Below are 20,120 nucleotides of genomic sequence, written 5' to 3'. Positions count from 1 at the left end.
ATCCCTCCCGTCCTGAAACGCTGATCCTGGTGTCGCGGCCGAGCCGCCCTCACCCGGTCTCGCTGCGCGAGCCCGACCTCTCGCGCAAGCGGGAGAGGCACAAAACAACTCGGCGGCTCAACTTGCAGCAGCCGGGGCGAAAATTTCGCCGGAGAAGGCGGAATCTCCTACTCCGCCGGCGACGAGCCCTCGCTGCGATGGACCAGCAGCTGGCGCTCCAGCTCCTTGCTGGTCCGGCTGGCCGGCGAGGTGAAGCGGGCCAGGGCGCGGTACAGCACCGGCACCAGGTACAGCGACAGGACGGTCGAGACCATGACGCCGCCGAAGATCACGACGCCGATCGCCTGGCGCGATTCGGCGCCGGCGCCGGTGGCGATCGCCAGCGGCAGGGCGCCCAGCGCGGTGGCGATCGAGGTCATCAGGATCGGCCGCAGCCGGGTCGCCGCGGCCTCGTGCACCGCCTGCAGCACGTCCAGCCCTTCGTCGCGCAGCTGGTTGGCGAATTCGACGATCAGGATCGCGTTCTTCGCCGTCAGCCCGATCAGCATGACCATGCCGATCTGGGTGTAGATGTTCACCGTCATGCCGAGCAGCGCCACCGAGCCGAGCGCGCCGAAGATCGCCAGCGGCACGGTCAGCAGGATGGTGACCGGGTGGACGAAGCTCTCGAACTGCGCCGCCAGCACCAGGAACACGATCAGCAGCGCGGTGCCGAAGGTGATGTAGAGCGAGACGCTGCTCTCCAGGAATTCGCGGGTGTCGCCGTCCCAGGACAGGCGGGCCTCGGTCGGCAGCACCTCGGCGACGGCGGCGCGGATCTCGTCCACCGCGTCGCCCAGCGTGGCGCCGTCGGCCAGGCTGGCGGTGAAGGTGATGGCGCGGACCCGGTCGAACCGGCCCAGGCTGGCCGGCCCGGCGACGTCCTGCAGCTTCACCAGGCTGGTCAGCGGCACCAGCGTGCCGCCGGAGGCGCGGACGAAGATGTTGGACAGGTCGCGCGGCGTCTGCCGGTCCTCGGCCCTAGCCTGCAGCACCACGTCGTATTCCTCGCCGTCATCCTCGTAGCGGGTGACGGCAACCGACCCGAACATGGTCTCCAACGTCTCGCCGATGGCGCGGATCGAGATGCCGAGATCGGCGGCGCGGTTGCGGTCGATGGCGACGCGCAGCTCCGGCTTGGTCTCGTCGTAATCGGCCTGCAGGTTGCGCAGCACGCGGGAGTTGCGCAGCTTGTCTTCCAGCCGGTCGCGCCAGCCGACCAGCTCCTCATAGGTGTTGCCGCCGATGACGAAGCGCACCGGGGCGCCGGAGCCGCGGGAGAGGCCGCTCGGGTTGATGGCGACGGCGCGGATGCCGGGGATGCCGGCCAGCTTGGCCGCCAACTCGCGCACCACCGTCTGCTGCGACCGGCTGCGCTCGTCCCAGGGCTTCATCTGGCCGATGACGGTGACCCGGTTCACCCCGGCCGGCCCCCAGGACGGCGCCAGGATGGCGAGGATGCGGGTGACGTCCTGCGCCTCGACATAGGGCGCCAGCGCCGTCTCGATCCGGGTCAGCTGGGCGCTGGTGTATTCCAGGCTGGAGCCTTCCGGCCCGGTGGCGCTGATCACCACCCGGCCGCGATCCTCGGTCGGCACGAATTCCTGCGGCAGGCCCTGCAGCAGCGCCACGGCGCCGAGGCTGAGCGCCACGGCGATGGCGCAGACCAGCAGGGGCGCGGCGAGGGCGAAGCCCAGCGTCGCCTTGTAGCCGCGGTTCAGCAGGTCGAAGCCATGCTCGGTCACCTTGTGCAGCCAGGTCTCCTCGTTGGCCGGGCGCAGCAGCCGGCTGCACATCGCCGGCGTCAGGGTCAGGGCGATCAGCGCCGAGAACAGCACCGAGGAGGCGACGGTGATGCCGAATTCGCTGAACAGCCGCCCGACATTGCCCTGCAGGAAGGAGATCGGAACGAACACGGCGGTCAGAACCGCGGTGGTGGCGACCACGGCGAAGCCGATCTGGCGCGAGCCGAGATAGGCGGCGACCAGCGGCGGCTCGCCATGCTCGATCCGGCGGCTGATGTTCTCCAGCACGATGATGGCGTCGTCGACCACCAGGCCGATCGCCAGCACCATCGCCAGCAGGGTCAGGACGTTGATCGAATAGCCCAGCGCCGCCAGCACGATGAAGGAGGCGGTGATCGAGACCGGCACGGCGACGGCCGGGATCAGCGTGGCGCGGATGCTGCGCAGGAAGATGAAGACGATGCCGATCACCAGCGCCAGCGCGATGGCCAGCGCCAGGAACACCTCCTCGATCGACTTGTCGATGAAGACGCTGTCGTCGGAAGAGATCTCGATCCGCACATCCGGCGGCAGCGACTGGCGCAGCGCGTCCATCGCGTGGCGCACGCCCTCGGCCACGTCCAGCGTGTTGGCGGTCGACTGCTTGACGATACCGATGCCGACGGCGGGCTTGCCGTCGGCGCGGAAACCGCTGCGGTCGTCGCGGGCGCCGACCTCGACCCGGGCGACGTCGCCCAGCCGCACCAGGGTCTCGCCCTCGCGGCGCAGCACGATGCGGGCAAACTCCTCCGGCGTCGACAGCCGGGTGTTGGTGCGCACCGTCAGCTCGCGGTCGTTTGATTCGACCCGGCCCGACGGCAGCTCGACATTCTGGGCCTCCAGCGCGTCCTTGACGTCCTGCGCGGTGACCAGCCGCGCCGCCATGGCGTTGCGGTCCAGCCAGACCCGCATCGACGGCTGGCGCTCGCCGCCGATCGTCACCTGGGCAACGCCGTCGACGGCCGAGAGCGGGTCGACGACATAGCGCTTGGCCATGTCGCTCAGCTCGATCGCGGAACGGCCGTCGCTGGTCAGGGTGGCGTAGATGATCGGGCTGGCGTCGGCATCGACTTTGCGGATGATCGGGGTGTCGGCATTGTCCGGCAGCCTGGCGATCACCCGGCCGACCGAATCGCGCACGTCGTTGGTTGCGCTCTCGACATCGCGCTCGATGTCGAACTCCAGCCGGACGCTGGACCGCCCCTCCTGGCTGGTCGAGCGCATGGTGCGGATGCCGGCGACGCCGGCCACGCCCTCCTCGATCACCTGCGTGATCTGGCTCTCGATCACCTGGGCCGAGGCGCCTTCATAGGTGGTGCTGATCGACACCACCGGCGGGTCGATGTTGGGGTATTCGCGGACGGTCAGCCGCTGGAAGGCGAAGACGCCCAGCACCACCAGCAGCAGGCTGACGACGACGGCGAAGACCGGGCGCTTGATGGCGGTGTCGGACAGGACCATGTCAGGTCGCCGGCGCCGTGCCGGCCCCCTGCACCTGGACCGGCACGCCGTCGCGCAGCCGCTGCGTGCCCTCGACCACCACCGATTCCCCGGCGGCCAGGCCGGACAGGATCTGCACCTGGCCGCGCAGCCGGGTGCCCAGCGTCACCTCGCGCCGCACCGCCTTGCCATCGACCACGAGGTAGACGAACTGGCGGGTGCCCTGCGGCACCAGCGCCTGCTCCGGCACCAGCAGGGCGGAGGCGTCGGTCGACAACTGCACCCGCACGGTCAGGAACATGCCGGGGCGCAGCAGCCCGTCGCGGTTGTCGATCTCCGCCACCGTGGTGACCGACCGGGTGGCCGGGTCGATGCGGGTGTCGACCGAGGTGACGACGGCGGTGAAGGCGCGGTCGGGATAGGCGTCGCTGTGGACCTCCAGGGTCAGGCCCGGGGCCAGGCGCGACAGCAGCATCTCCGGCAGGTTGAAGTCGACCTTGACCCGGCTGAGGTCGTCCAGCGTCACGATCGCGGTGCCGGGCGACACCAGCGCGCCCTGGCTGACCCTGCGGATGCCCAGTGTGCCGGCGAAGGGGGCGGTGATCACCCGCTCCGCCAGCCGGGCCTTCTGCGCCGCCACCGCCGCGGTCTTGACCTCGAGATCGGAGCGCAGGGTGTCGACCTGGGCCTGGGGGATGTTGCGGGCCTTCGACAGGGCCTCGCCGCGGTCGAGCGACAGGCGGGCGTTGCGCAGCTCGGCCTCGGCCGAGGCGACGGTGGCCACCAGCTCGTCGCTGTCCAGCCGGAGGATCGGGGCGCCGGCGGGCACGACCTGGCCGTCCTGGAATTCGATCCGGTCGACGATGCCGGTGGTCTTGGCGGTGATGGTGACGGCCTCGCGCGCCCTGGTGGTGCCGACCGCGTCCATCGCCTCGGTCACCGTGCCGGTGTGCGCCGGCGCCAGCAAGACCGGGACCGCGACCGGGCCGCCGCGCGGCGCCATCGCACCATCGGCCCGGAACGGCGCATAGCGCCACACCCCCGCCGCCGCGGCGGCGAGCAGGCCGATGATCACAAGTTGTTTCCACGCGCGCATTGCGTCCGCGAAGCCCCCTTCCGTACGCGCACCCGTTCTCACGGGCGCATTCTAGTACCAACCGCCCGTTTCTTCTTGATGAAAGCCGGCTTCGTCCTTCACGGCATGGCGGCGTGATTCCGTCGCAACCGTGAGACGATCGGGAACAGGCACCGTAATCCCGTGTTTATGGCCATGATATGACAATTTCGCCCGCCGCGCCGCAGCGGCACTGGAAGGGACCCGGAGGAACGGCCTGCGCATGGCCGAGCCCGGGACTGGTGGAATGGGACTGCTCTACAGTGAAGCAGAGGACGCGGTCGACCTGCACGGGCGCCGCATCCTGATCGTCGAGGACGAGCAGATCGTGGCGCTCGACCTCGAACTGACGCTCCGGACCTGGGGCGGCACCGTGGTCGGACCGGCGACAACGGTCTCGCGCGCGGTCGAGATGGCGCGCAGCCAGTCGATCGACGGCGCCATGGTCGACATCAATCTCTGCGGGGCCGCCGCGTTTCCGGCGCTCGACATCCTGCTGCAGCGCGGCGTGCCGGTGATCCTGGCCACCAGCTATCCGCGGGAAAGCCTGCCGGCCGCCTACCGCAACCTGCCGATCCTGTCGAAGCCCTACGACCCGCGCCGCTTCTCCGGGCTGGTGCAGTCGATCTTCAGCTCCAGCGCTAGCGAGGGCAGCCTCCACTGACGGGGTGCCGTCAGGTTGCCCAGGGCTGCGTCTCGGTCCGCACCGCCTCGCCCGACGCCTTCGCCGCGGCGATCGACAACGCCAGGTACTGGTCCTGCGCCGCCTCGGCGAAGCTGTAGATCTCCTCCCCCGTCTCGACATAGCGGGCCATGCCGGCCAGGCAGGCGCCGACGGCGATCTCGTCGTCGTTCAGCCGCGCCCCCGCGAATGGATTGCGGTAGACCCACTCCGTTCCGGCCAGGATGCCGACGAGGTGATGGCCCTGGATGTCGGCATACTGCCCGGCATCCTGGCGCAGCAGGCGCAGCGTCACCGGGGTGCGGTGGTCCTGCAGGAAGCGCAGCTCGTCATCCTTGATCTCGCCGCGCTCGCCCCGCACCAGCACGCGCGGCGACCGGATCCAGTGGTGGTACTGGTCGCTGGTGAAGTCGAACAGCGCCGAGCGGCCGCCGAAATCGAGCGTGGCGATGGTCTGCTCGGACTGGGCGATGCGCTCCTCGGCCGGCGGGCCGACGCGGGTCGGGCCGGCGACGATCGGGCTGGTGAAGCCCTGCGCCCGGATAGTCGCGTTCTCGAAACCGAGACCGAGATGCCGCCGGATCAGGCTGGTGCCGTGATAGCCATGCGCCACCGCGATGTGGGCGTGGCTCGGCGTGCCGATCCGGCCGGCGGCGATCAGCGCCAGCCGGGCGGCATGGGTCGGCTGCAGGAAATATTGCTCCGCCACCTGGATGCGGGCGCCGCCGCGGACCAGCTCGTTGAGCCGCAGCAGCCCGTCCAGGTCGGGCGCCGGCGGCGTCTCGGTCAGCACCGGCAGGCCGGCGGCGGCCAGCTCGGCGATCACCCCGGGCGCGGCCGGTTGCGGCACCGACACCACGGCGAAGCGCGGCCGGGTCAGCCGCAGCAGCGCCTCGGTGGTGCGGAAGGTCGGCAGGCCCCATTGCGCCTCGAAAGCGGCGCCGCGGGCGGGGTCGCGCACCACCACGCCGTCGATGCGGAAGCGCTCCGGCAGCGCCCGGGCGACGCGCAGGAAGAACTCGGTGCGCCAGCCGGGGCCGACGATGGCGAAGTTGCAGGGGGGCATGCGGGATCGTTCCCTTGGGGACTCGGAGGCGGATCGGAATCTCACCCCAGAACCGCAAACGGTGTAAACCGCATCCGATGGTTTGGCGGAGGGAAGCGATGGCGAAGCGGCCGCGGGCGGATCTGGTGCTGGTCGAGCGCGGCCTGGCGGAAAGCCGGGCGCGGGCCCAGGCGCTGATCCTGGCCGGGCTGGTCTATGAGGGGACGAAGCGGGTCGAGAAGCCGGGCGACGGCGTGGCCCGGCCCGAGGCGCTGTCGGTGCGCGGCCGCGACCATCCCTGGGTCAGCCGCGGCGGGCTGAAGCTGGTCAAGGGGCTGGACCATTTCGGCATCGACCCGGCGGGCCTGACGGGCCTGGATGTCGGCGCCTCGACCGGCGGCTTCACCGACGTGCTGCTGCATCGCGGCGCCGCCAAGGTCTATGCTGTCGATGTCGGCCACGGCCAGCTGGCCTGGTCGCTGCGCCAGGATCCCCGCGTGGTGGTGCTGGAGCGGACCAACGCCCGGCACCTGGACCGGGCGCTGATCCCGGACCCGATCGGCATCGTCGTCTGCGACGCCAGCTTCATCGGGCTGGAGACGGTGCTGCCGGCGGCGCTGGGCCTGGCCGCGCCGGGCGCTTGGGCGGTGGCGCTGATCAAGCCGCAATTCGAGGTCGGGCCCGACCGGGTGGGCAAGGGCGGGGTGGTGCGCGACCCGACGCTGCACCGCGAGGTCTGCGACCGCATCGCCGCCTGGCTCGCCGCCCGCCCGGGCTGGCAGGTGCTGGGCGTCACCGAAAGCCCGATCACCGGCCCGGAGGGCAATGTCGAGTTCCTGATCGGCGGGCGGTTCGAAGGGTGAGGCGGCGGTGGCCGGGCGACTCAGAACCGCCCGATGCGAAAGGCGAGACGGGCCCGTTCGCACAGGAGATCAGGCGGGCGAAGTGACCATCCACTGATCCCACGGCATCCAGAGCTTGGGGATGCCGAGTTTGTCCGGTGCTTCTCTCAACGCTTTCGCGGTTTCCCGTCGTTCTTGCGGATCACAGCCGAAATTGAACACCAGATCCGCATCCGGGCCTGCACCATGCCACTGCACCCGGACACCGTCCAAATCGTACAGGAACGTCCGGCAGGGTGGCTTGTCTTGGAACGTCAACCGGCCAACTGGCCGGAAGGGCTGCAACTGGTCCCGGAAGCGCCTGAACTGCTCGGCTGTGATTTGCCGTGGATAGCGCAAGGTCACCAGACCGCAGTCCAGGCCCTTGCACTCCGGGTCAGTCCAGTAGGAATGTTCGATCAGCGCTCGCCCATCTGAGTATGCGGTGACCTTGACGCTGTCGCATCGCCCACAGAAGGGCCCCGTCTCATTCTCGATGCTGATGAGTTCCACGCCTGATCCAGGCGATGGATCCGGCGACTGCGGAACACGCCCGCAAGATGTGACAGCCGATAGCGTCGCAAGGACCAAACCGATGGCGATCGGTCGATGACGGCTGCTATACGTTCGGCTCCCCCACATGCGGTCGAGACTGGCACCGTACACCGTCTGTCGGCAAGGGCCGGAGTGGCCGGCTGTCGCTTCACCGCGTCCCGGTTCTGCGTCTCGGCTCCTCCGCGTCGGCCCCGCCCCCCTTCGCGTGCTTCAGCAAGCTGCTGCGCAGCTTGACGACGGCCTGCTGCAGCGCCGTGAACTCCGCCGCATCCAGGCCCGTCGCGTCGACCAGATCGCGCTGCTCGCCCTGCTCGCGCACACGGCGTCCCTCCTCGGTCAGGCCGACGATCAGCTGCCGCTCGTCGGCGGGGTCGCGCCGGCGACGGAGATAGCCGAGCTCCTCCAGCCGCCTGAGGATCGGCGTCAGCGTGTTCGATTCCAGGAACAGCTTCTCGCCCAGGCTCTTGACGGTCTGGTGGTCGTCATCCCATAGGGCGACGATGGTGATCCACTGGGTGTAGGTGATGCCGAGCTCCTCGATGATCGGCTTGTAGGCCCGGCCGAAGGCGAGATTGGCCGAATAGACCGCGAAGCACAGGAAATCGGCCAGCTTCGGCAGCGCCCGGTCATGGGATTGGGTCACGAGGGGCCTCGCGTCGTATGATGTTGCCTCTATATAGATCGCGTCCGATTAAAACGGACGCGATTTAAAAGGGAGAACGCGCAGATCCGCGAGCTCCCGCAACCCAGGGAGCAGGGCATGAGCAACACCAATGTGCGGGCCCCCGAGCTGAAGCTCGAGGTCGTCACCATCCCGGTCTCGGACATCGACCGCGCCAAGGGCTTCTACACCGGCCTGGGCTGGCGGCTGGACGCCGACATCTCCGGCGACAATTTCCGGGTCATCCAGGTCACCCCGCCGGGCTCACCGGCCTCGGTGATCTTCGGCCAGGGCAACACCGTGGCCCCATACTTCATCGTCTCCGACATCGTGGCGACGCAGGCCGAACTGGCCGCCCGCGGCGTCGAGGTCGGCGAGATCTATCATTTCGACGCGACCGGCGCGCGCCGCAGCGGGCCGGAGCCGACCCGGCGCAGCTATGCCTCCTGGGCCTCGTTCAAGGACCCGGACGGCAATCCCTGGCAGATCCAGGAGGTCACGAACCGCCTGCCCGGGCGCGTCGAGGCGGGCGACACCACCTTCACCTCGTCCCGCGAGCTCGCGGCCGCGTTGCGGCGGGCAGCGGCGGCGCATGGCGAGCATGAAAAGCGGAACGGCGGCGTGCACGACGCCAACTGGCCGGACTGGTACGCCGAATACATCGTCCGCGAGCAGGCCGGCCAGGAGCTGCCCCTCTAAGTGACGATGGTGTCGTGCAGGACCACCGCAGTCTCGTAGGTTAGGTTCGCGGTTCGCGAACCTAACCTACGACGTCAGCGCCCCAGCAGCAGCGGCTGCATTGCCGCGACCGGGCCGTCGGTGACGGCGGCGACGGCACCGAAGCGTTCCGCGATCGGGCTCAGCGGGCTCAGCCCGGCCTCGAGCAGCGCCGCCCCGCCCAAGGGGCTGCCGGAGATCAGCCGGCGCAGCGTGTCCAGGGCCGAGCGCGGCCGCGGCAGGCGCACCACCGCCACCTTGGCGTCGGGGCCGAGGCCGATCGCCTGCCGGGCGATCACCATGGCCGCGTCGAGGCCGCCCAGCCGGTCCACCAAGCCGTTCTTCACCGCTTCGCTGCCGAGCCAGACGCGGCCCTGGGCGACGGCGTCGACCGCTTTCGGGTCCATGCCGCGGCCCTTGGCCACCAACTGCACGAAGGCGTCGTAGCCGGCGTCGACGCCGGCCTCGAAGCGGCCCTTCTCGGTGGCGTCCATGGGCTCGTTCACGGTCCAGATGCCGGCGTTGCGGCCGCGCTGCACGCTGCCCCAGTTGACGCCGACCTTCTTCCACAGCGCCTGCAGCACCGGCTTGCCGGCGAAGATGCCGATCGAGCCGGTCAGGGTCGAGGGCTGGGCCACGATCGCCTTGGCCTGGGCCGCGATCCAATAGCCGCCGGAGGCCGCGGTCTCGCCCATCGACACCACGATCGGCTTGCCGGCGTCGCGCGCCCGCCCGACCGACCGACCGACCAGGGCGGAGGCGATCACCGAGCCGCCGGGGCTGTCGATGCGCAGAACGATCGCCTTGATCTTGTCGTCCTCGACCGCGTCGTCGATGGTCTCGGCCAGCTCGCGGCCGACGATCTGGCGCTGCAGGCTGCCCTCCGACGGCTCGTCGACGATCGGGCCGGTGGCGTAGATCACCGCGATCCGCGGCTGGTCCTTCTTCACCTCCGGCTCGGTCGCTTCGAGATAGGCGTCGGCCTTGACCTCGGTCAGCTTGCGGCCGGCGCGGGCGTCGACCAGCCCGTCGACCTCGTCCCAATAGGCCAGCTTGTCGACCAGCCTGGCGTCGATCGCCTCCTTTGCCGTGTAGGGCCCGCCGTCGATCAGCCGCTTGACCTGGTCCGGCGGCAGGGCGCGGCCCTGGGCGATGCCGGCGACCAACTGGTCGTACAGGCCCTGGGCCATGGCCTCGTTCATCGCCCGGCTGGCCGGGGTGAAGTCGCGCTCGGTGAAGGTCTCGGGCGCCGATTTGTACTGGCCGCGCTTGCTGACCTCGGGCTGGACGCCGACGGTGTCCAGGAGGTCGCGCACGAACGGCACCTCGACCGAGATGCCGGTCAGGCCGACGGCGCCCTGCGGCATCATCAGGGTCTGGTCGAAGCCGGCGGCGAGGAAGACCGCGACATTGCCTGGCCCGCCGCCGCCCAGATCGTCGGCATGGGCCACGGTCAGCTTGCCGGCCCGCCGCGCCCGGTCGATGGCATCGCGCAGCTCCTGCGCCGAGGCCAGCGGCACCGCGTCGGCCGACAGCCGGGCGACGATGGCGCCGACCCGCGGGTCGGCGGCGGCGCGGTCGATCGCGTCGATCGTCTGGTGCAGCGTCAGCGGGCTGCGGCTCAGGCTGAAGGCGCTGGCCGGGACCCCGTCCGGCGCGCCCCTGCGCAGGTCGAGCATGAGGGCGAGGTCGCCCTTCGGCAACTGCGGCGACCGGTCGGCCGCGTACCAGGCCAGCCCGCCGGCGGCCACGATCAGCAGCAGGAAGAGCACGCCGAAGATGATGAGGATGGCGCGGATGAAGCGGCCCATGAATGATTCCTGCCGGGGGGATCAGCGGTTCATCGCGTGATAGTCGCGGTTCGGCATCATGTCGACGCCCGAGGCGACCCGGTTCGACATGTTGAAGAACCCGGCCACGTCGCAGATGTCGAAGATGTCCTGGTCGGAGCAGCCGTGGCCGCGCAGCGCCGCTCGCTCGGCATCGCCGACCTTGTGCGGCTCGGTGGTCAGCAGCCAGGCGAAGTCCAGCATGGCGCGCTGGCGCGGCGGCAGCCGGGCGACGCGGTGGTTGAGGGCCAGCATCTCGCCGAGCTCCGGGTCGTCCGCCAGGCGCCGCACCGCCTGGCCGTGCGCGACCAGGCAGTAGTAGCAGCGGTTGGCGGAGGAGACGGTGACCGCGATCATCTCCCGCTCCAGCTTCGACAGGCCGCTGTCGCCCAGCATCAGCTCGTTGTAGGTGGCGATGAAGTTGCGCAGCTTCTTCGGCCGCAGGCTGTAGGCGCGGATCACGTTCGGCACCAGCCCCAGCTTCTCCAGGCACTTGGCGTAGTAGGCCTTGAGATCGTCATCGAGCGCGGCCTCGTCCGGAATCGGCAAGGCCATGACGTGATCGGGCTGCGGCACGGTTGGGATCCTCTCTGGTCGCCGAGGCAGCCTAGCAGGCGGCAGGGGCTGGGTCGAACCCGGCTCGCGGTGAGATCCATGGCGATGATTTGATACCGACCCTCATTGACGATGACCCATGTCCCTCATCGTCATGGCGAGCCCCGGAGGGGCGTGGCCATCCAGGATGGTGGGGCTTGTTCCGGCTGCACGACTGGATGGTCACGCTTCGCTCGCCATGACGAGGAAGGTACGGAGAGTCGGAGAGAGATACCTCCCCGGGAGGCTAGCCCTGGCGCTTGTAGATGCGGTGGTCCAGCCGCTCGTCATCCAGCCCCGCCGGCTCCTGGTGCAGGATCACCTCGGCGTCGGGGAAGGCGGCGGACAGCGCCGCCTCGACCCGGTCGCAGACGGTGTGGGCCTGCCACAGGGTCAGGCCGCCCTCCATCTCGACATGCAGCTCGATGAAACGCGTGCCGCCGGCGCTGCGGGTGCGCAGGTCGTGCAGGCCGGCGACCTCGGCATCGGCGCGGACGATGGCGGCGATGCGCAGCCGCTCCTCTTGCGGCAGCTCGCGGTCCATCAGGTGGTCGACGGCGCGGCGGGCGATGCGGGCGGCGCTGACCAGCAGCCACAGCGCCACGCCGATGGCGGCGGCGGGGTCGAGCCACAGCCAGCCCGGCCGCTGGCCGATCACCAGCACCGCCAGCACCACCACGCTGGTGGCGGTGTCGCCGATGTAGTTCAGCCGGTCGGCCTCGATCGCGGTCGATCCGGTGCGGCGGGCGACGCCGCGCTGGAACACCACCAGCAGGACCGTCGCCACCAGCGAGATCGACATTACGGCGATGCCCAGCGGAACCTCGACGATCGGCGTCGGGGTGATGAAGCGGCCGGCCGATTCGAAGATCAACAGCAGGGCCGAGCCGCCGACGAAAGCGGCCTGGGCGATGGCGCCCAGCGGTTCGGCCTTGCCGTGGCCGAAGCGGTGCGACCGGTCGGGCGGCCGCAGCGCGTGGCGCACGCTGATCAGGAGGATGCCGGAGGCGGCGACGTCGACCAGGCTGTCGAGCAGCGAGGACAGGATCGCCGCCGACCCGGTGACCAGCCAGGCGGCCAACTTGAGCACGGCGAGGGTCGAGGCGACCGAGACGCTGACCGTCGTCGCCAGCCGCAGCAGGCGGTCGCGCCGCGCCTGGTCGCCGCCGGCCTGCCCGGTCCGGGCGGCGTCGGTCACGGATACAGCCGGTGGTGGCGCCAGCCGTCGAGGCCCGGCTCGTACACCACCCGGTCATGCAGCCGGTGCGGCCGCTCCTGCCAGAACTCGATCCGCCACGGCACCAGGCGGAAGCCGGACCAGTGCGGTGGCCGCGGCACCGGCCCATCCGACTCCTCCGGGCCGAAGCGGCGGGTGGCCTCGTCTACCGCCTGCTCCAGCGTCGCGCGGTCGGGCAGCGGGCGCGACTGGGCCGAGGCCCAGGCGCCGATTCGGCTGCCGCGGGCCCGGCTGGCGTAATAGGAATCGGCCTCGGCCAACTCGACCGACGTCACCGGCCCCTCGACCCGCACCTGCCGGCGCAGGCTCTTCCAGTAGAAGCACAGCGCCGCCCTTGGGTTGCGCGCCAATTCCTCGCCCTTGCGGCTCTCCAGATTGGTGAAGAAGACGAAGCCGCGCGCTTCGGCCGCGGCGTCGTCGACGCCCTTCAGCAGCACCATGCGGAGCGACGGCGCGCCGTCGGCGGTCGCGGTCGCCAGCGCCATGGCGTTCGGATCGTTGATCTCATGCGCCGCCGCCAGATCAAACCAGGTTTCGAACAGCGCGAACGGGTCCGCCGGCGGAACGAAATCCAGATTGGCGGGTTCGGTTGCGGCATTGCCGGGATTCGGGATGGTGGAGGGGGGCGTCGTCATGGCGCACGGCCTTCATTCGATCGAAGTCCGGCTACATTAGGCATCGACGCCGTGAAGTCCATGGCGGCCAGGACAGGTCCGATGCCCGCTGCGGGCATCGCAGGAGGATCGGAGTTATCATGAGGAAGTTCACCATCGCCGCCGTGCTCGTCGGCGCGGTCGCCCTGGCCGGTTGTCAGGACTACGGCCCGAAGCAGGGCGCCGGCACCCTGATCGGCGCGGCCGGCGGCGGCCTGCTGGGCTCGCAGTTCGGCGGCGGCACCGGCAAGCTGGCGGCCACGGCCGCGGGCGTGCTGATCGGCGGCTGGCTCGGCAACTCGGTCGGCGCCTCGCTCGACCGGTCGGATCAGCTGTACGCCGAGCGCACCTACAACCAGGCCTTCGAGAACAGCCACAGCGGCACCGAGAGCTCCTGGCGCAACCCGGATTCGGGCAATTACGGCACGGTCACCCCGACCCGGACCTATCAGGAGAGCGGGCGCAACTGCCGCGATTTCACCCAGACCATCTATGTCGAGGGCCGGGCCCAGACCGGCACCGGCACTGCCTGCCGCGAAGGCGACGGAACCTGGCGGATCGTGAACGGCTAAGACGCGGGGTCCGAACCGTTCGGCGAAGGCCCGTCGCTCACGGCGGGCCTTCCGCATTCGGGGAAGCGCGGTGCAGCGATATCGGCGGCTTCTCCGCCCGGCCGATGCGCTCGGCCGGCGGCTCGTCGACCAGCACGGTCGCCAGAGGAACGCCCAGGCTGTCGTGATGCGCCTCCTCGGCGGCGTGGATGCGGTCGGCCAGCGCCTGCAGCCAGGCGCCCTCCAGCCCCGGCACCTCGCCGATCTTGCCGCGCATCCCGATGCCGAGGCCGCGCAGCAGGTCGGCCAGCGTCGTCACCCTGAGGTCGCGCGAGATCAGCCAGCTGTCGGAGGCGGAGCGTTCGACGAAGCGGGCGTGGCGCAGCTGCTCCAGCATGCCGTCGAGGGCGGAGATGCCGACCGGCACCCGGTCGAGCAGGGTCGGGCGATGCAGGCCGATGCCGAGCCGGCTGGCCGCCGCCAGCTCGCGCAGGATGGCGACAGCGATGGTCAGCCGCGGCCCGGGCAGAAGGCTGTCGATCTCGCCGCCCAGCAGGCGGCCGGAGCGCCAGTCCGGCAGCGCCGCGGCGATCACGGCGCCGATCAGCACGATCGACCAGGCGAGGTACAGCCACAGCAGGAAGATCGGGATCGTGGCCAGGGCGCCGTAGATCGTCTCATAGGCCGGAAATTCGCGCAGATACCAGGCAAACAGGCGCTTGGAGAGGTCGAACGCCACGGCCGCGATGGCCCCGCCGATGACGGCGTCGTTCCAGCGCACCGAGCGGTTCGGGATCAGCTGGTACAACAGCGTGAAGCCGATGAACTGCAGCACCAGCGGCACGAAGCCGATGAACGGCGACCACAGCTCCTGCCCGAAGCCGCCATGGCTGGTGAAGAAGTTGATGGTCAACGAGAAGCTGGCGACCACGAGGATCGGGGTCAGGGTCAGGATCGCCCAGAAGGTGACGATCCGCACCGCCCAGGCCCGTTGCTCCTTCACCCGCCAGATGCCGTTGAACGCGTCCTCGATTGTGGCGAGGAGCAGCACCGAGCTGACCACCAGGCCGACGATCGAGAAGGCGGTCAGCCGGCCGGTGTTCTGGCTGAAACCCTCGAGATAGTTCAAGACGGTGTGTCCGACCTCCGGCACCAGCATCTCGACCAGCCAGGTCTGGGCCGCACCCTTGATCAGGCCGAAGGCGGGGAAGGCGGACAGGATCGAGAAGGCGATAGTGGCGATCGGTACCAGCGCCAGCAGCGAGGAATAGGTCAGGGCCGAGGCCGCCTGCGCCCCGCGGTCGTTCCAGAAGCGCAGCACGGCGTAGCGGCCGAAGGTGTAGAGCGCCCGTCCCCAGCGGCGGGCCTTTTGGCCGACACTCCGGCCCCGCTCTTGCCGATCACCCGGTCCCGATGCCATTCATCAGCCCACATTTGACCCGACAGGGCGTTCGTGTACGATCCCCGCACTCTCATCCAAGGACCCGCGGCGCGCCCCGTTCGGGTGTCCTGACCCCAACTGAGGCTCTGCAATGACGGTTCCCTCTCCGCTCCTTCAAGGCAAGCGCGGCTTGATCATGGGCGTCGCCAACGACCGGTCGATCGCCTGGGGGATCGCCTCGGCCTGTGCGGCGCATGGTGCGGAGCTCGCCTTCACCTATCAGGGTGACGCGCTTCACAAGCGTGTCAAGCCGCTCGCGGAAAGCGTCGGCTCGACCCTCGTGCTGCCCTGTGACGTCACCGACCAGGCCAGCATCGACGCCGTGTTCCAGACGCTGGAGCGCGAGTGGGGCCGGCTCGACTTCCTGGTGCACGGCATCGCCTTCTCCGACAAGAACGAGCTGGACGGCCTGTACCTGAACACGACGCGGGACAACTTCCTGCGCACCATGGACATCTCCTGCTACAGCTTCACCGCCGTGGCGCAGCGCGCGGTGCCGCTGATGGGCGACGGCGGCAGCCTGCTCACCCTGACCTATTACGGGGCGGAGCGGGTGATGCCGCACTACAATGTGATGGGCGTGGCCAAGGCGGCGCTGGAGGCCAGCGTGCGCTACCTCGCGGTCGATCTCGGCGGCCGCGGCATCCGGGTCAACGCGATCTCGGCCGGCCCGATCAAGACCCTGGCGGCCAGCGGCATCGGCGACTTCCGCTACATCCTGAAGTGGAACGAGCTGAACGCGCCCTTGAAGCGCAACGTCACCATCGAGCAGGTCGGCGGCGCCGGGCTGTACCTGATCTCCGAACTCGGCTCCGGCGTGACCGGCGAGGTCCATCACGTCGACAGCGGCTATCACACCGTCGGCATGGTCTCGGTCGATGCCGCCGCAGCGACCGCCGAGCTGCTGCAGGGCCTGGCGCCGAAGCCATGAGCGTGGCCGTCACGGTCCGGCTGGCCACGGCTGCCGATCGTGCGGCCGTGACGGCGGTGTTCCAGGACCTCGACCGGCACTATGCCGAAGGCCGGGTGCTCGACCCGGACGCGGTCACGGCCGAGCGGGTCGAACGCTATGTCTATGGCGAGCATCCGACCGAGATCGCCCTGGCCGAGATCGACGGCCGGGCGGTCGGCGCCGCCAGCTTCGGCATGCTGTTCCCGGGTCGGGCCCTGACCGGGCATCTGCAGTTGAAAGACCTGTATGTCCGCGACGGTGCGCGCGGGCTCGGCGCCGGCGAGGCGCTGCTGCGCTTCCTGGCGCGGCTGGCACAGGGCCGCGGCTGCACCCGGCTGGACTGGACCACCGAGACCTGGAACGAGGGCGCGCAGCGCCTCTATGACCGGATCGGCGCGGCGCGGCTGGCGCAGAAGATCTATTATCGGCTCGAGGGCGACGCCCTCGAGCGCGTCGCTCGAGAGGGCTGAGGGCCCAGGCGGATACGGATATGGCCGGCAACAGCTTCGGAACCCTGTTCCGCTTCACCACCTGGGGCGAAAGCCACGGGCCCGCCATCGGCGTCGTGGTCGACGGCACGCCGCCGCGCATCCCGCTGGCCGAGGCCGACATCCAGCCCTGGATGGACAAGCGCAAGCCGGGGCAGTCGCGCTTCGTCACCCAGCGGCGCGAGGCCGACGAGGTGAAGATCCTGTCCGGCGTCTATGAGGGCCAGACGACGGGCACGCCGATCTCGCTGCTGATCGAGAACACCGACCAGCGCAGCAAGGACTATTCCGAGATCGCGGCCAAGTTCCGGCCTGGCCATGCCGACTACACCTATTGGAAGAAGTACGGCATCCGCGACCCGCGCGGCGGCGGCCGGTCCAGCGCCCGCGAGACCGCCTGCCGGGTCGCTGCCGGCGCCGTTGCCCGCAAGATCCTGACTGGGGTGACCATCCGTGGCGCCCTGGTCCAGATCGGCCCGCACAGGATCGACCGCGACCGTTGGGACTGGGACGAGGTCGACCGCAATCCCTTCTTCTGCCCTGATGCCGAGACAGCCGCGCGCTGGACCGATTATCTCGACGGCGTGCGCAAGGCCGGGTCCTCCACCGGCGCCGTGGTCGAGGTGGTGGCCGAGGGCGTGCCGGCCGGCTGGGGCGAGCCGATCTACGACAAGCTCGACAGCGATCTGGCCCGGGCGATGATGACGATCAACGCGGTCAAGGGGGTCGAGATCGGCGCCGGTTTCGGCGCCGCGGCCCTGTCCGGCGAGGAGAACGCCGACGAGATGCTGATGGGCAATGACGGCGCGGTTCGCTTCACCGCCAACAACGCCGGCGGCATCCTCGGCGGCATCTCGACCGGCCAGCCGGTGGTGGTGCGCTTCGCGGTCAAGCCGACCAGCTCGATCCTGACCCCGCGGCGCACGGTCGACATCGAGGGCCACAACACCGAGATCCTGACCAAGGGCCGGCACGACCCCTGCGTCGGCATCCGCGCCGTGCCGGTGGGGGAGGCGATGATGGCCTGCGTCCTGGCCGACCACCTGCTGCGGCAGCGGGCGATCGAGGATCGGGGCTGAGCGGACCCTTGTCGACTCTGCAATCAATGATTAATTTGCAATCATTGATTGCAGGAGTGGTCCGATGGCGAGCATCACCATCCGGCAGCTCGATGAGCAGCTGAAGGCGCGCCTCCGTCTGCGCGCCGCCAAGCACGGCCGGTCGATGGAAGACGAGGCGCGCGACATCCTCCGATCTGCGCTGTCGACGGAGCCGAGCCGGCCGAAGAATCTGGCCGAGGCGATCCGCCGACGTTTCGCTCCCCTGGGCGGCGTTGACCTGCCGGATCTTCCCCGGGATGCGATGCGCGAGCCACCGCGCTTAGACGAATGATCGTCCTGGATACCAATGTCCTATCGGAGCTGATGCGGCCACGCCCGGAGCCGGCGGTGGCGACGTGGCTTGGAGCACAGCCGATACCGTCGCTCTTCGTCACCGCCGTCACCCAGGCCGAGATCCTCTATGGGCTGGTGCTGTTGCCGAAGGGTCGGCGCCGGGACGATCTGTTGGGGGCCGCGCGGTCGTTGTTCAATGAGGAGTTTGCGGGCCGTATCCTGCCCTTCGACAGCGATGCGGCTGCTGCCTACAGCATCATCGCCGCGGATCGACGGTCGGCCGGGCGCCCGATCAGCCAGTTCGACGCGCAGATTGCCGCCATTGTCCTCTCACGCGGTGGCATTCTGGCGACGCGAAACACGGCTGATTTCGTCGATTGTGGGATCGAACTCATCGATCCATGGCCATCGGGTACGCCGCAACAGTAGCGGGCCTTGCCTCTCATCGCCGGCGGACGACCCTCTGCGCCCGGACGTCGATCACCGAGAAGGCGCGGTCGGCATAGGCCTGGATGCCGCTTTCGGTCGCCGTCGTCGGGTTGTCGAAGAAGCACTTGATCCTGCCGCGCCGTACCAGGGCATAAGGCGCCACCGCAGCCCCGTCGGATTCGGACAAAAATTTCGCCAAAGCCTCGATATCCGCGCGGTCGGCGTGGTCGCTCACGGTCATGAAATCTCTCTCCGGATCTGGGCGCAGCCCCGATGTCTGTCGCCGATGCCGTTGTCACACGGTCGTCATGTCCGACTATATAGCCCGGCCGGCAGCCGGACGGGAGGGGCGGCGACACCGCGATCGCAAAACCCTTGCTCCGACGGGCTCCGTGCCGCCACCCTGACCGACCGTGAACTTTCGCCGACCTCGCGGGTTCGGTGGGGGCACCCAAACCTGGACGCTTGGCGCAAACCGGCGCACATCTTCCAGCGGACCGGAAGGAGAAACGTGATGCGCCGCATCCTGACGTTGTTGATCGTGCCTGCGATGCTGGCGCTGGCTGCCTGCAATTCCGGAGGCTCGGCCGGAACCGCCTCGCGCGGCTCCCTTCCCACCCTCAACCCGTTGCTGACCGAGGCCATGCCGGCGGTGGTTAACGTCCAGGTCAAGGGCACCGTGCGCCCCAGCGCCGAGATGCTGCGCGACCCCGACATCCGGCGCTATTTCGGCGGCGAGAAGGAGAAGTCGTTCCGCAGCGTCGGCTCCGGCGTCATCGTCGACGCCGCCAAGGGCCTGGTCGTCACCAGCGCCCATGTCGTCGAGAACGCCACCGAGATCGGCGTTACCCTGGGCGACGGCAACGAGGTGACGGCCCAGGTCGTTGGCTCGGCCGCCGACATCGATATCGCGGTGCTGCGCATTCCCGCCAGAGGGCTGAAAACCGAGCTGCCGGTGGACAACACCGACATGCCCAAGATCGGCGACTTCGTGGTCGCGATCGGCAACCCGTTCGGCCTGGGCCAGACCGCCTCGCTGGGCATCGTCAGCGCCACCGGCCGCAGCGGCCTGGGCATCGAGGGCTATGAGGACTTCATCCAGACCGACGCGGCAATCAATCCCGGCAGCTCCGGCGGGGCGCTGATCGACCTCAACGGCCGCCTGGTCGGCATCAACACCGCCATCCTCAGCCCGTCCGGCGCCAATGCCGGCATCGGCTTCGCCATCCCGATGCACATGGTCAAGAACTCGATCGACCAGATCGAGCAGTTCGGCTCGGTGTCGCGGGCCCGGCTCGGCGTCGCCATCGAGGATCTGACCGCGGCCAAGGCGGCGTCGCGCGGCATCTCGGTCAACCGCGGCGCGCTGATCACCGGCATCGTCCCCGGCACCGTGGCGGCCTCGGCCGGCCTCAAGGTCGGCGATGTGGTGACGGGGCTGGACGGGCACCCGATCGACGGCGCCACCGCCTTGCGCAACGCCGTCGGCCTGATGCGGCCGCAGACCTCGGTGATGCTGACCGTGGTCCGGGGCAAGGAGACGCTTAGCCTTCCGGTCGCGCTCGGCGCGCAATAGCCGTATTCACATTCCGGCGCTGGCGTCGGGCCTCGCCGTCGTTGTAACGGTCTGGGAT

At 69.6% G+C, this 20,120-nt stretch carries 21 protein-coding genes; 10 read left to right on the top strand and 11 right to left on the bottom strand.

The features are described from left to right. Window positions 1-167: 167 nt before the first annotated feature. Together AB4Z01_RS08435 and AB4Z01_RS08430 are read right to left on the bottom strand one after the other, a co-directional pair. A complete protein-coding gene (locus tag AB4Z01_RS08435) occupies window positions 168-3,284 on the bottom strand; it encodes an efflux RND transporter permease subunit (protein ID WP_441692396.1) in 3,117 nt (1,038 codons plus the stop codon). 1 nt (window position 3,285) lies between these two features. Beyond that, entirely contained in the window at window positions 3,286-4,338 is a 1,053-nt protein-coding gene (locus AB4Z01_RS08430) for an efflux RND transporter periplasmic adaptor subunit (protein WP_441692394.1), read from the bottom strand. Between the two features lie 286 nt (window positions 4,339-4,624). On the opposite strand from AB4Z01_RS08430, the gene AB4Z01_RS08425 reads away from it, so the two are divergent. Next, window positions 4,625-5,041 (top strand): hypothetical protein, encoded by a 417-nt coding sequence (locus AB4Z01_RS08425; RefSeq protein WP_441692393.1) that lies wholly within the window; start codon window positions 4,625-4,627, stop codon window positions 5,039-5,041. 10 nt (window positions 5,042-5,051) lie between these two features. Here the strand turns inward: AB4Z01_RS08425 and AB4Z01_RS08420 are convergent, their stop codons facing one another. Beyond that, window positions 5,052-6,125, bottom strand: a complete 1,074-nt coding sequence (locus AB4Z01_RS08420; protein WP_441692391.1) for a Gfo/Idh/MocA family protein — start codon at window positions 6,123-6,125, stop codon at window positions 5,052-5,054. Window positions 6,126-6,223: 98 nt separating this feature from the next. Between AB4Z01_RS08420 and AB4Z01_RS08415 the strand changes: the two genes are divergently transcribed. Then, entirely contained in the window at window positions 6,224-6,967 is a 744-nt protein-coding gene (locus AB4Z01_RS08415; protein ID WP_441692390.1) for a TlyA family RNA methyltransferase, read from the top strand. Window positions 6,968-7,036: 69 nt separating this feature from the next. Here AB4Z01_RS08415 and AB4Z01_RS08410 read toward each other — a convergent pair whose 3' ends face one another. After that, on the bottom strand, window positions 7,037-7,498 hold the full coding sequence (locus tag AB4Z01_RS08410; protein ID WP_441692388.1) for a hypothetical protein: 462 nt from the start codon (window positions 7,496-7,498) through the stop codon (window positions 7,037-7,039). A gap of 190 nt (window positions 7,499-7,688) precedes the next feature. Further along, entirely contained in the window at window positions 7,689-8,183 is a 495-nt protein-coding gene (locus AB4Z01_RS08405) for a MarR family winged helix-turn-helix transcriptional regulator (RefSeq protein WP_441692387.1), read from the bottom strand. A 117-nt stretch (window positions 8,184-8,300) separates the two neighbouring features. Here AB4Z01_RS08405 and AB4Z01_RS08400 point away from each other — a divergent pair, with 117 nt between their 5' ends. Beyond that, window positions 8,301-8,900 carry a VOC family protein gene (locus AB4Z01_RS08400; protein ID WP_441692386.1) on the top strand — a complete coding sequence of 200 codons (600 nt, stop codon included), beginning with the start codon at window positions 8,301-8,303 and terminating at the stop codon, window positions 8,898-8,900. 74 nt (window positions 8,901-8,974) lie between these two features. On the opposite strand, the gene sppA is transcribed toward AB4Z01_RS08400, so the two are convergent. The 4 genes from sppA to pdxH all read right to left on the bottom strand — a co-directional run bounded on the left by sppA (window position 8,975) and on the right by pdxH (window position 13,153). Continuing rightward, window positions 8,975-10,729 (bottom strand): signal peptide peptidase SppA, encoded by a 1,755-nt coding sequence (sppA, locus tag AB4Z01_RS08395; RefSeq protein ID WP_441692384.1) that lies wholly within the window; start codon window positions 10,727-10,729, stop codon window positions 8,975-8,977. 21 nt (window positions 10,730-10,750) lie between these two features. Further along, window positions 10,751-11,323, bottom strand: a complete 573-nt coding sequence (locus AB4Z01_RS08390) for a peroxidase-related enzyme (RefSeq protein ID WP_441692382.1) — start codon at window positions 11,321-11,323, stop codon at window positions 10,751-10,753. A gap of 265 nt (window positions 11,324-11,588) precedes the next feature. Then, window positions 11,589-12,539: a cation diffusion facilitator family transporter gene (locus AB4Z01_RS08385; protein ID WP_441692381.1), complete on the bottom strand. Its 951-nt coding sequence runs from the start codon at window positions 12,537-12,539 to the stop codon at window positions 11,589-11,591. Then, complete coding sequence (gene pdxH, locus AB4Z01_RS08380; protein WP_441692469.1) at window positions 12,536-13,153, bottom strand: pyridoxamine 5'-phosphate oxidase; 618 nt, start codon at window positions 13,151-13,153, stop codon at window positions 12,536-12,538. Before pdxH ends, AB4Z01_RS08385 begins: the two co-directional genes overlap by 4 nt. A 179-nt stretch (window positions 13,154-13,332) precedes the next feature. Here pdxH and AB4Z01_RS08375 point away from each other — a divergent pair, with 179 nt between their 5' ends. After that, on the top strand, window positions 13,333-13,803 hold the full coding sequence (locus AB4Z01_RS08375; RefSeq protein WP_441692379.1) for an RT0821/Lpp0805 family surface protein: 471 nt from the start codon (window positions 13,333-13,335) through the stop codon (window positions 13,801-13,803). 37 nt (window positions 13,804-13,840) lie between these two features. On the opposite strand, the gene AB4Z01_RS08370 is transcribed toward AB4Z01_RS08375, so the two are convergent. Further along, the gene (locus AB4Z01_RS08370) at window positions 13,841-15,202 is read right to left on the bottom strand and encodes a YihY family inner membrane protein (protein WP_441692377.1); all 1,362 of its coding nucleotides are present in this window, start codon (window positions 15,200-15,202) and stop codon (window positions 13,841-13,843) included. A gap of 112 nt (window positions 15,203-15,314) precedes the next feature. Here AB4Z01_RS08370 and fabI point away from each other — a divergent pair, with 112 nt between their 5' ends. From fabI to AB4Z01_RS08345, 5 genes are all read left to right on the top strand, one after another. Beyond that, window positions 15,315-16,154, top strand: a complete 840-nt coding sequence (fabI, locus tag AB4Z01_RS08365; protein WP_429226205.1) for an enoyl-ACP reductase FabI — start codon at window positions 15,315-15,317, stop codon at window positions 16,152-16,154. After that, window positions 16,151-16,645 (top strand): GNAT family N-acetyltransferase, encoded by a 495-nt coding sequence (locus AB4Z01_RS08360; RefSeq protein WP_441692375.1) that lies wholly within the window; start codon window positions 16,151-16,153, stop codon window positions 16,643-16,645. Before fabI ends, AB4Z01_RS08360 begins: the two co-directional genes overlap by 4 nt. Before the next feature lie 20 nt (window positions 16,646-16,665). Beyond that, a complete protein-coding gene (gene aroC / locus AB4Z01_RS08355) occupies window positions 16,666-17,742 on the top strand; it encodes a chorismate synthase (protein ID WP_441692374.1) in 1,077 nt (358 codons plus the stop codon). Between the two features lie 64 nt (window positions 17,743-17,806). Next, the gene (locus AB4Z01_RS08350) at window positions 17,807-18,055 is read left to right on the top strand and encodes a FitA-like ribbon-helix-helix domain-containing protein (RefSeq protein WP_441692372.1); all 249 of its coding nucleotides are present in this window, start codon (window positions 17,807-17,809) and stop codon (window positions 18,053-18,055) included. Beyond that, complete coding sequence (locus AB4Z01_RS08345) at window positions 18,052-18,486, top strand: type II toxin-antitoxin system VapC family toxin (protein ID WP_441692371.1); 435 nt, start codon at window positions 18,052-18,054, stop codon at window positions 18,484-18,486. The genes AB4Z01_RS08350 and AB4Z01_RS08345 overlap by 4 nt, the downstream gene beginning before the upstream one ends. A gap of 13 nt (window positions 18,487-18,499) precedes the next feature. On the opposite strand, the gene AB4Z01_RS08340 is transcribed toward AB4Z01_RS08345, so the two are convergent. Beyond that, a complete protein-coding gene (locus AB4Z01_RS08340) occupies window positions 18,500-18,727 on the bottom strand; it encodes a hypothetical protein (protein ID WP_429226209.1) in 228 nt (75 codons plus the stop codon). 273 nt (window positions 18,728-19,000) lie between these two features. On the opposite strand from AB4Z01_RS08340, the gene AB4Z01_RS08335 reads away from it, so the two are divergent. Next, window positions 19,001-20,062 (top strand): trypsin-like peptidase domain-containing protein, encoded by a 1,062-nt coding sequence (locus tag AB4Z01_RS08335; RefSeq protein WP_441692370.1) that lies wholly within the window; start codon window positions 19,001-19,003, stop codon window positions 20,060-20,062. Window positions 20,063-20,120: the final 58 nt, after the last annotated feature.

It is taken from the genome of Inquilinus sp. YAF38, assembly GCF_052113205.1.
Lineage (GTDB): Bacteria > Pseudomonadota > Alphaproteobacteria > DSM-16000 > Inquilinaceae > Inquilinus.
This window is presented reverse-complemented; position numbering and strand designations above follow the sequence as displayed.

Coding starts and splice junctions, on each gene's coding strand:
- AB4Z01_RS08360 (WP_441692375.1), top strand. CDS start 16,151: ATGAGCGTGGCCGTCACGGTCCGGCTGGCCACGGCTGCCGATCGTGCG.
- AB4Z01_RS08425 (WP_441692393.1), top strand. CDS start 4,625: ATGGGACTGCTCTACAGTGAAGCAGAGGACGCGGTCGACCTGCACGGG.
- AB4Z01_RS08340 (WP_429226209.1), bottom strand. CDS start 18,727: ATGACCGTGAGCGACCACGCCGACCGCGCGGATATCGAGGCTTTGGCG.
- sppA (WP_441692384.1), bottom strand. CDS start 10,729: ATGGGCCGCTTCATCCGCGCCATCCTCATCATCTTCGGCGTGCTCTTC.
- AB4Z01_RS08420 (WP_441692391.1), bottom strand. CDS start 6,125: ATGCCCCCCTGCAACTTCGCCATCGTCGGCCCCGGCTGGCGCACCGAG.
- AB4Z01_RS08350 (WP_441692372.1), top strand. CDS start 17,807: ATGGCGAGCATCACCATCCGGCAGCTCGATGAGCAGCTGAAGGCGCGC.
- AB4Z01_RS08345 (WP_441692371.1), top strand. CDS start 18,052: ATGATCGTCCTGGATACCAATGTCCTATCGGAGCTGATGCGGCCACGC.
- AB4Z01_RS08435 (WP_441692396.1), bottom strand. CDS start 3,284: ATGGTCCTGTCCGACACCGCCATCAAGCGCCCGGTCTTCGCCGTCGTC.
- AB4Z01_RS08335 (WP_441692370.1), top strand. CDS start 19,001: ATGCGCCGCATCCTGACGTTGTTGATCGTGCCTGCGATGCTGGCGCTG.
- AB4Z01_RS08370 (WP_441692377.1), bottom strand. CDS start 15,202: ATGGCATCGGGACCGGGTGATCGGCAAGAGCGGGGCCGGAGTGTCGGC.
- AB4Z01_RS08375 (WP_441692379.1), top strand. CDS start 13,333: ATGAGGAAGTTCACCATCGCCGCCGTGCTCGTCGGCGCGGTCGCCCTG.
- aroC (WP_441692374.1), top strand. CDS start 16,666: ATGGCCGGCAACAGCTTCGGAACCCTGTTCCGCTTCACCACCTGGGGC.
- AB4Z01_RS08400 (WP_441692386.1), top strand. CDS start 8,301: ATGAGCAACACCAATGTGCGGGCCCCCGAGCTGAAGCTCGAGGTCGTC.
- fabI (WP_429226205.1), top strand. CDS start 15,315: ATGACGGTTCCCTCTCCGCTCCTTCAAGGCAAGCGCGGCTTGATCATG.
- AB4Z01_RS08415 (WP_441692390.1), top strand. CDS start 6,224: ATGGCGAAGCGGCCGCGGGCGGATCTGGTGCTGGTCGAGCGCGGCCTG.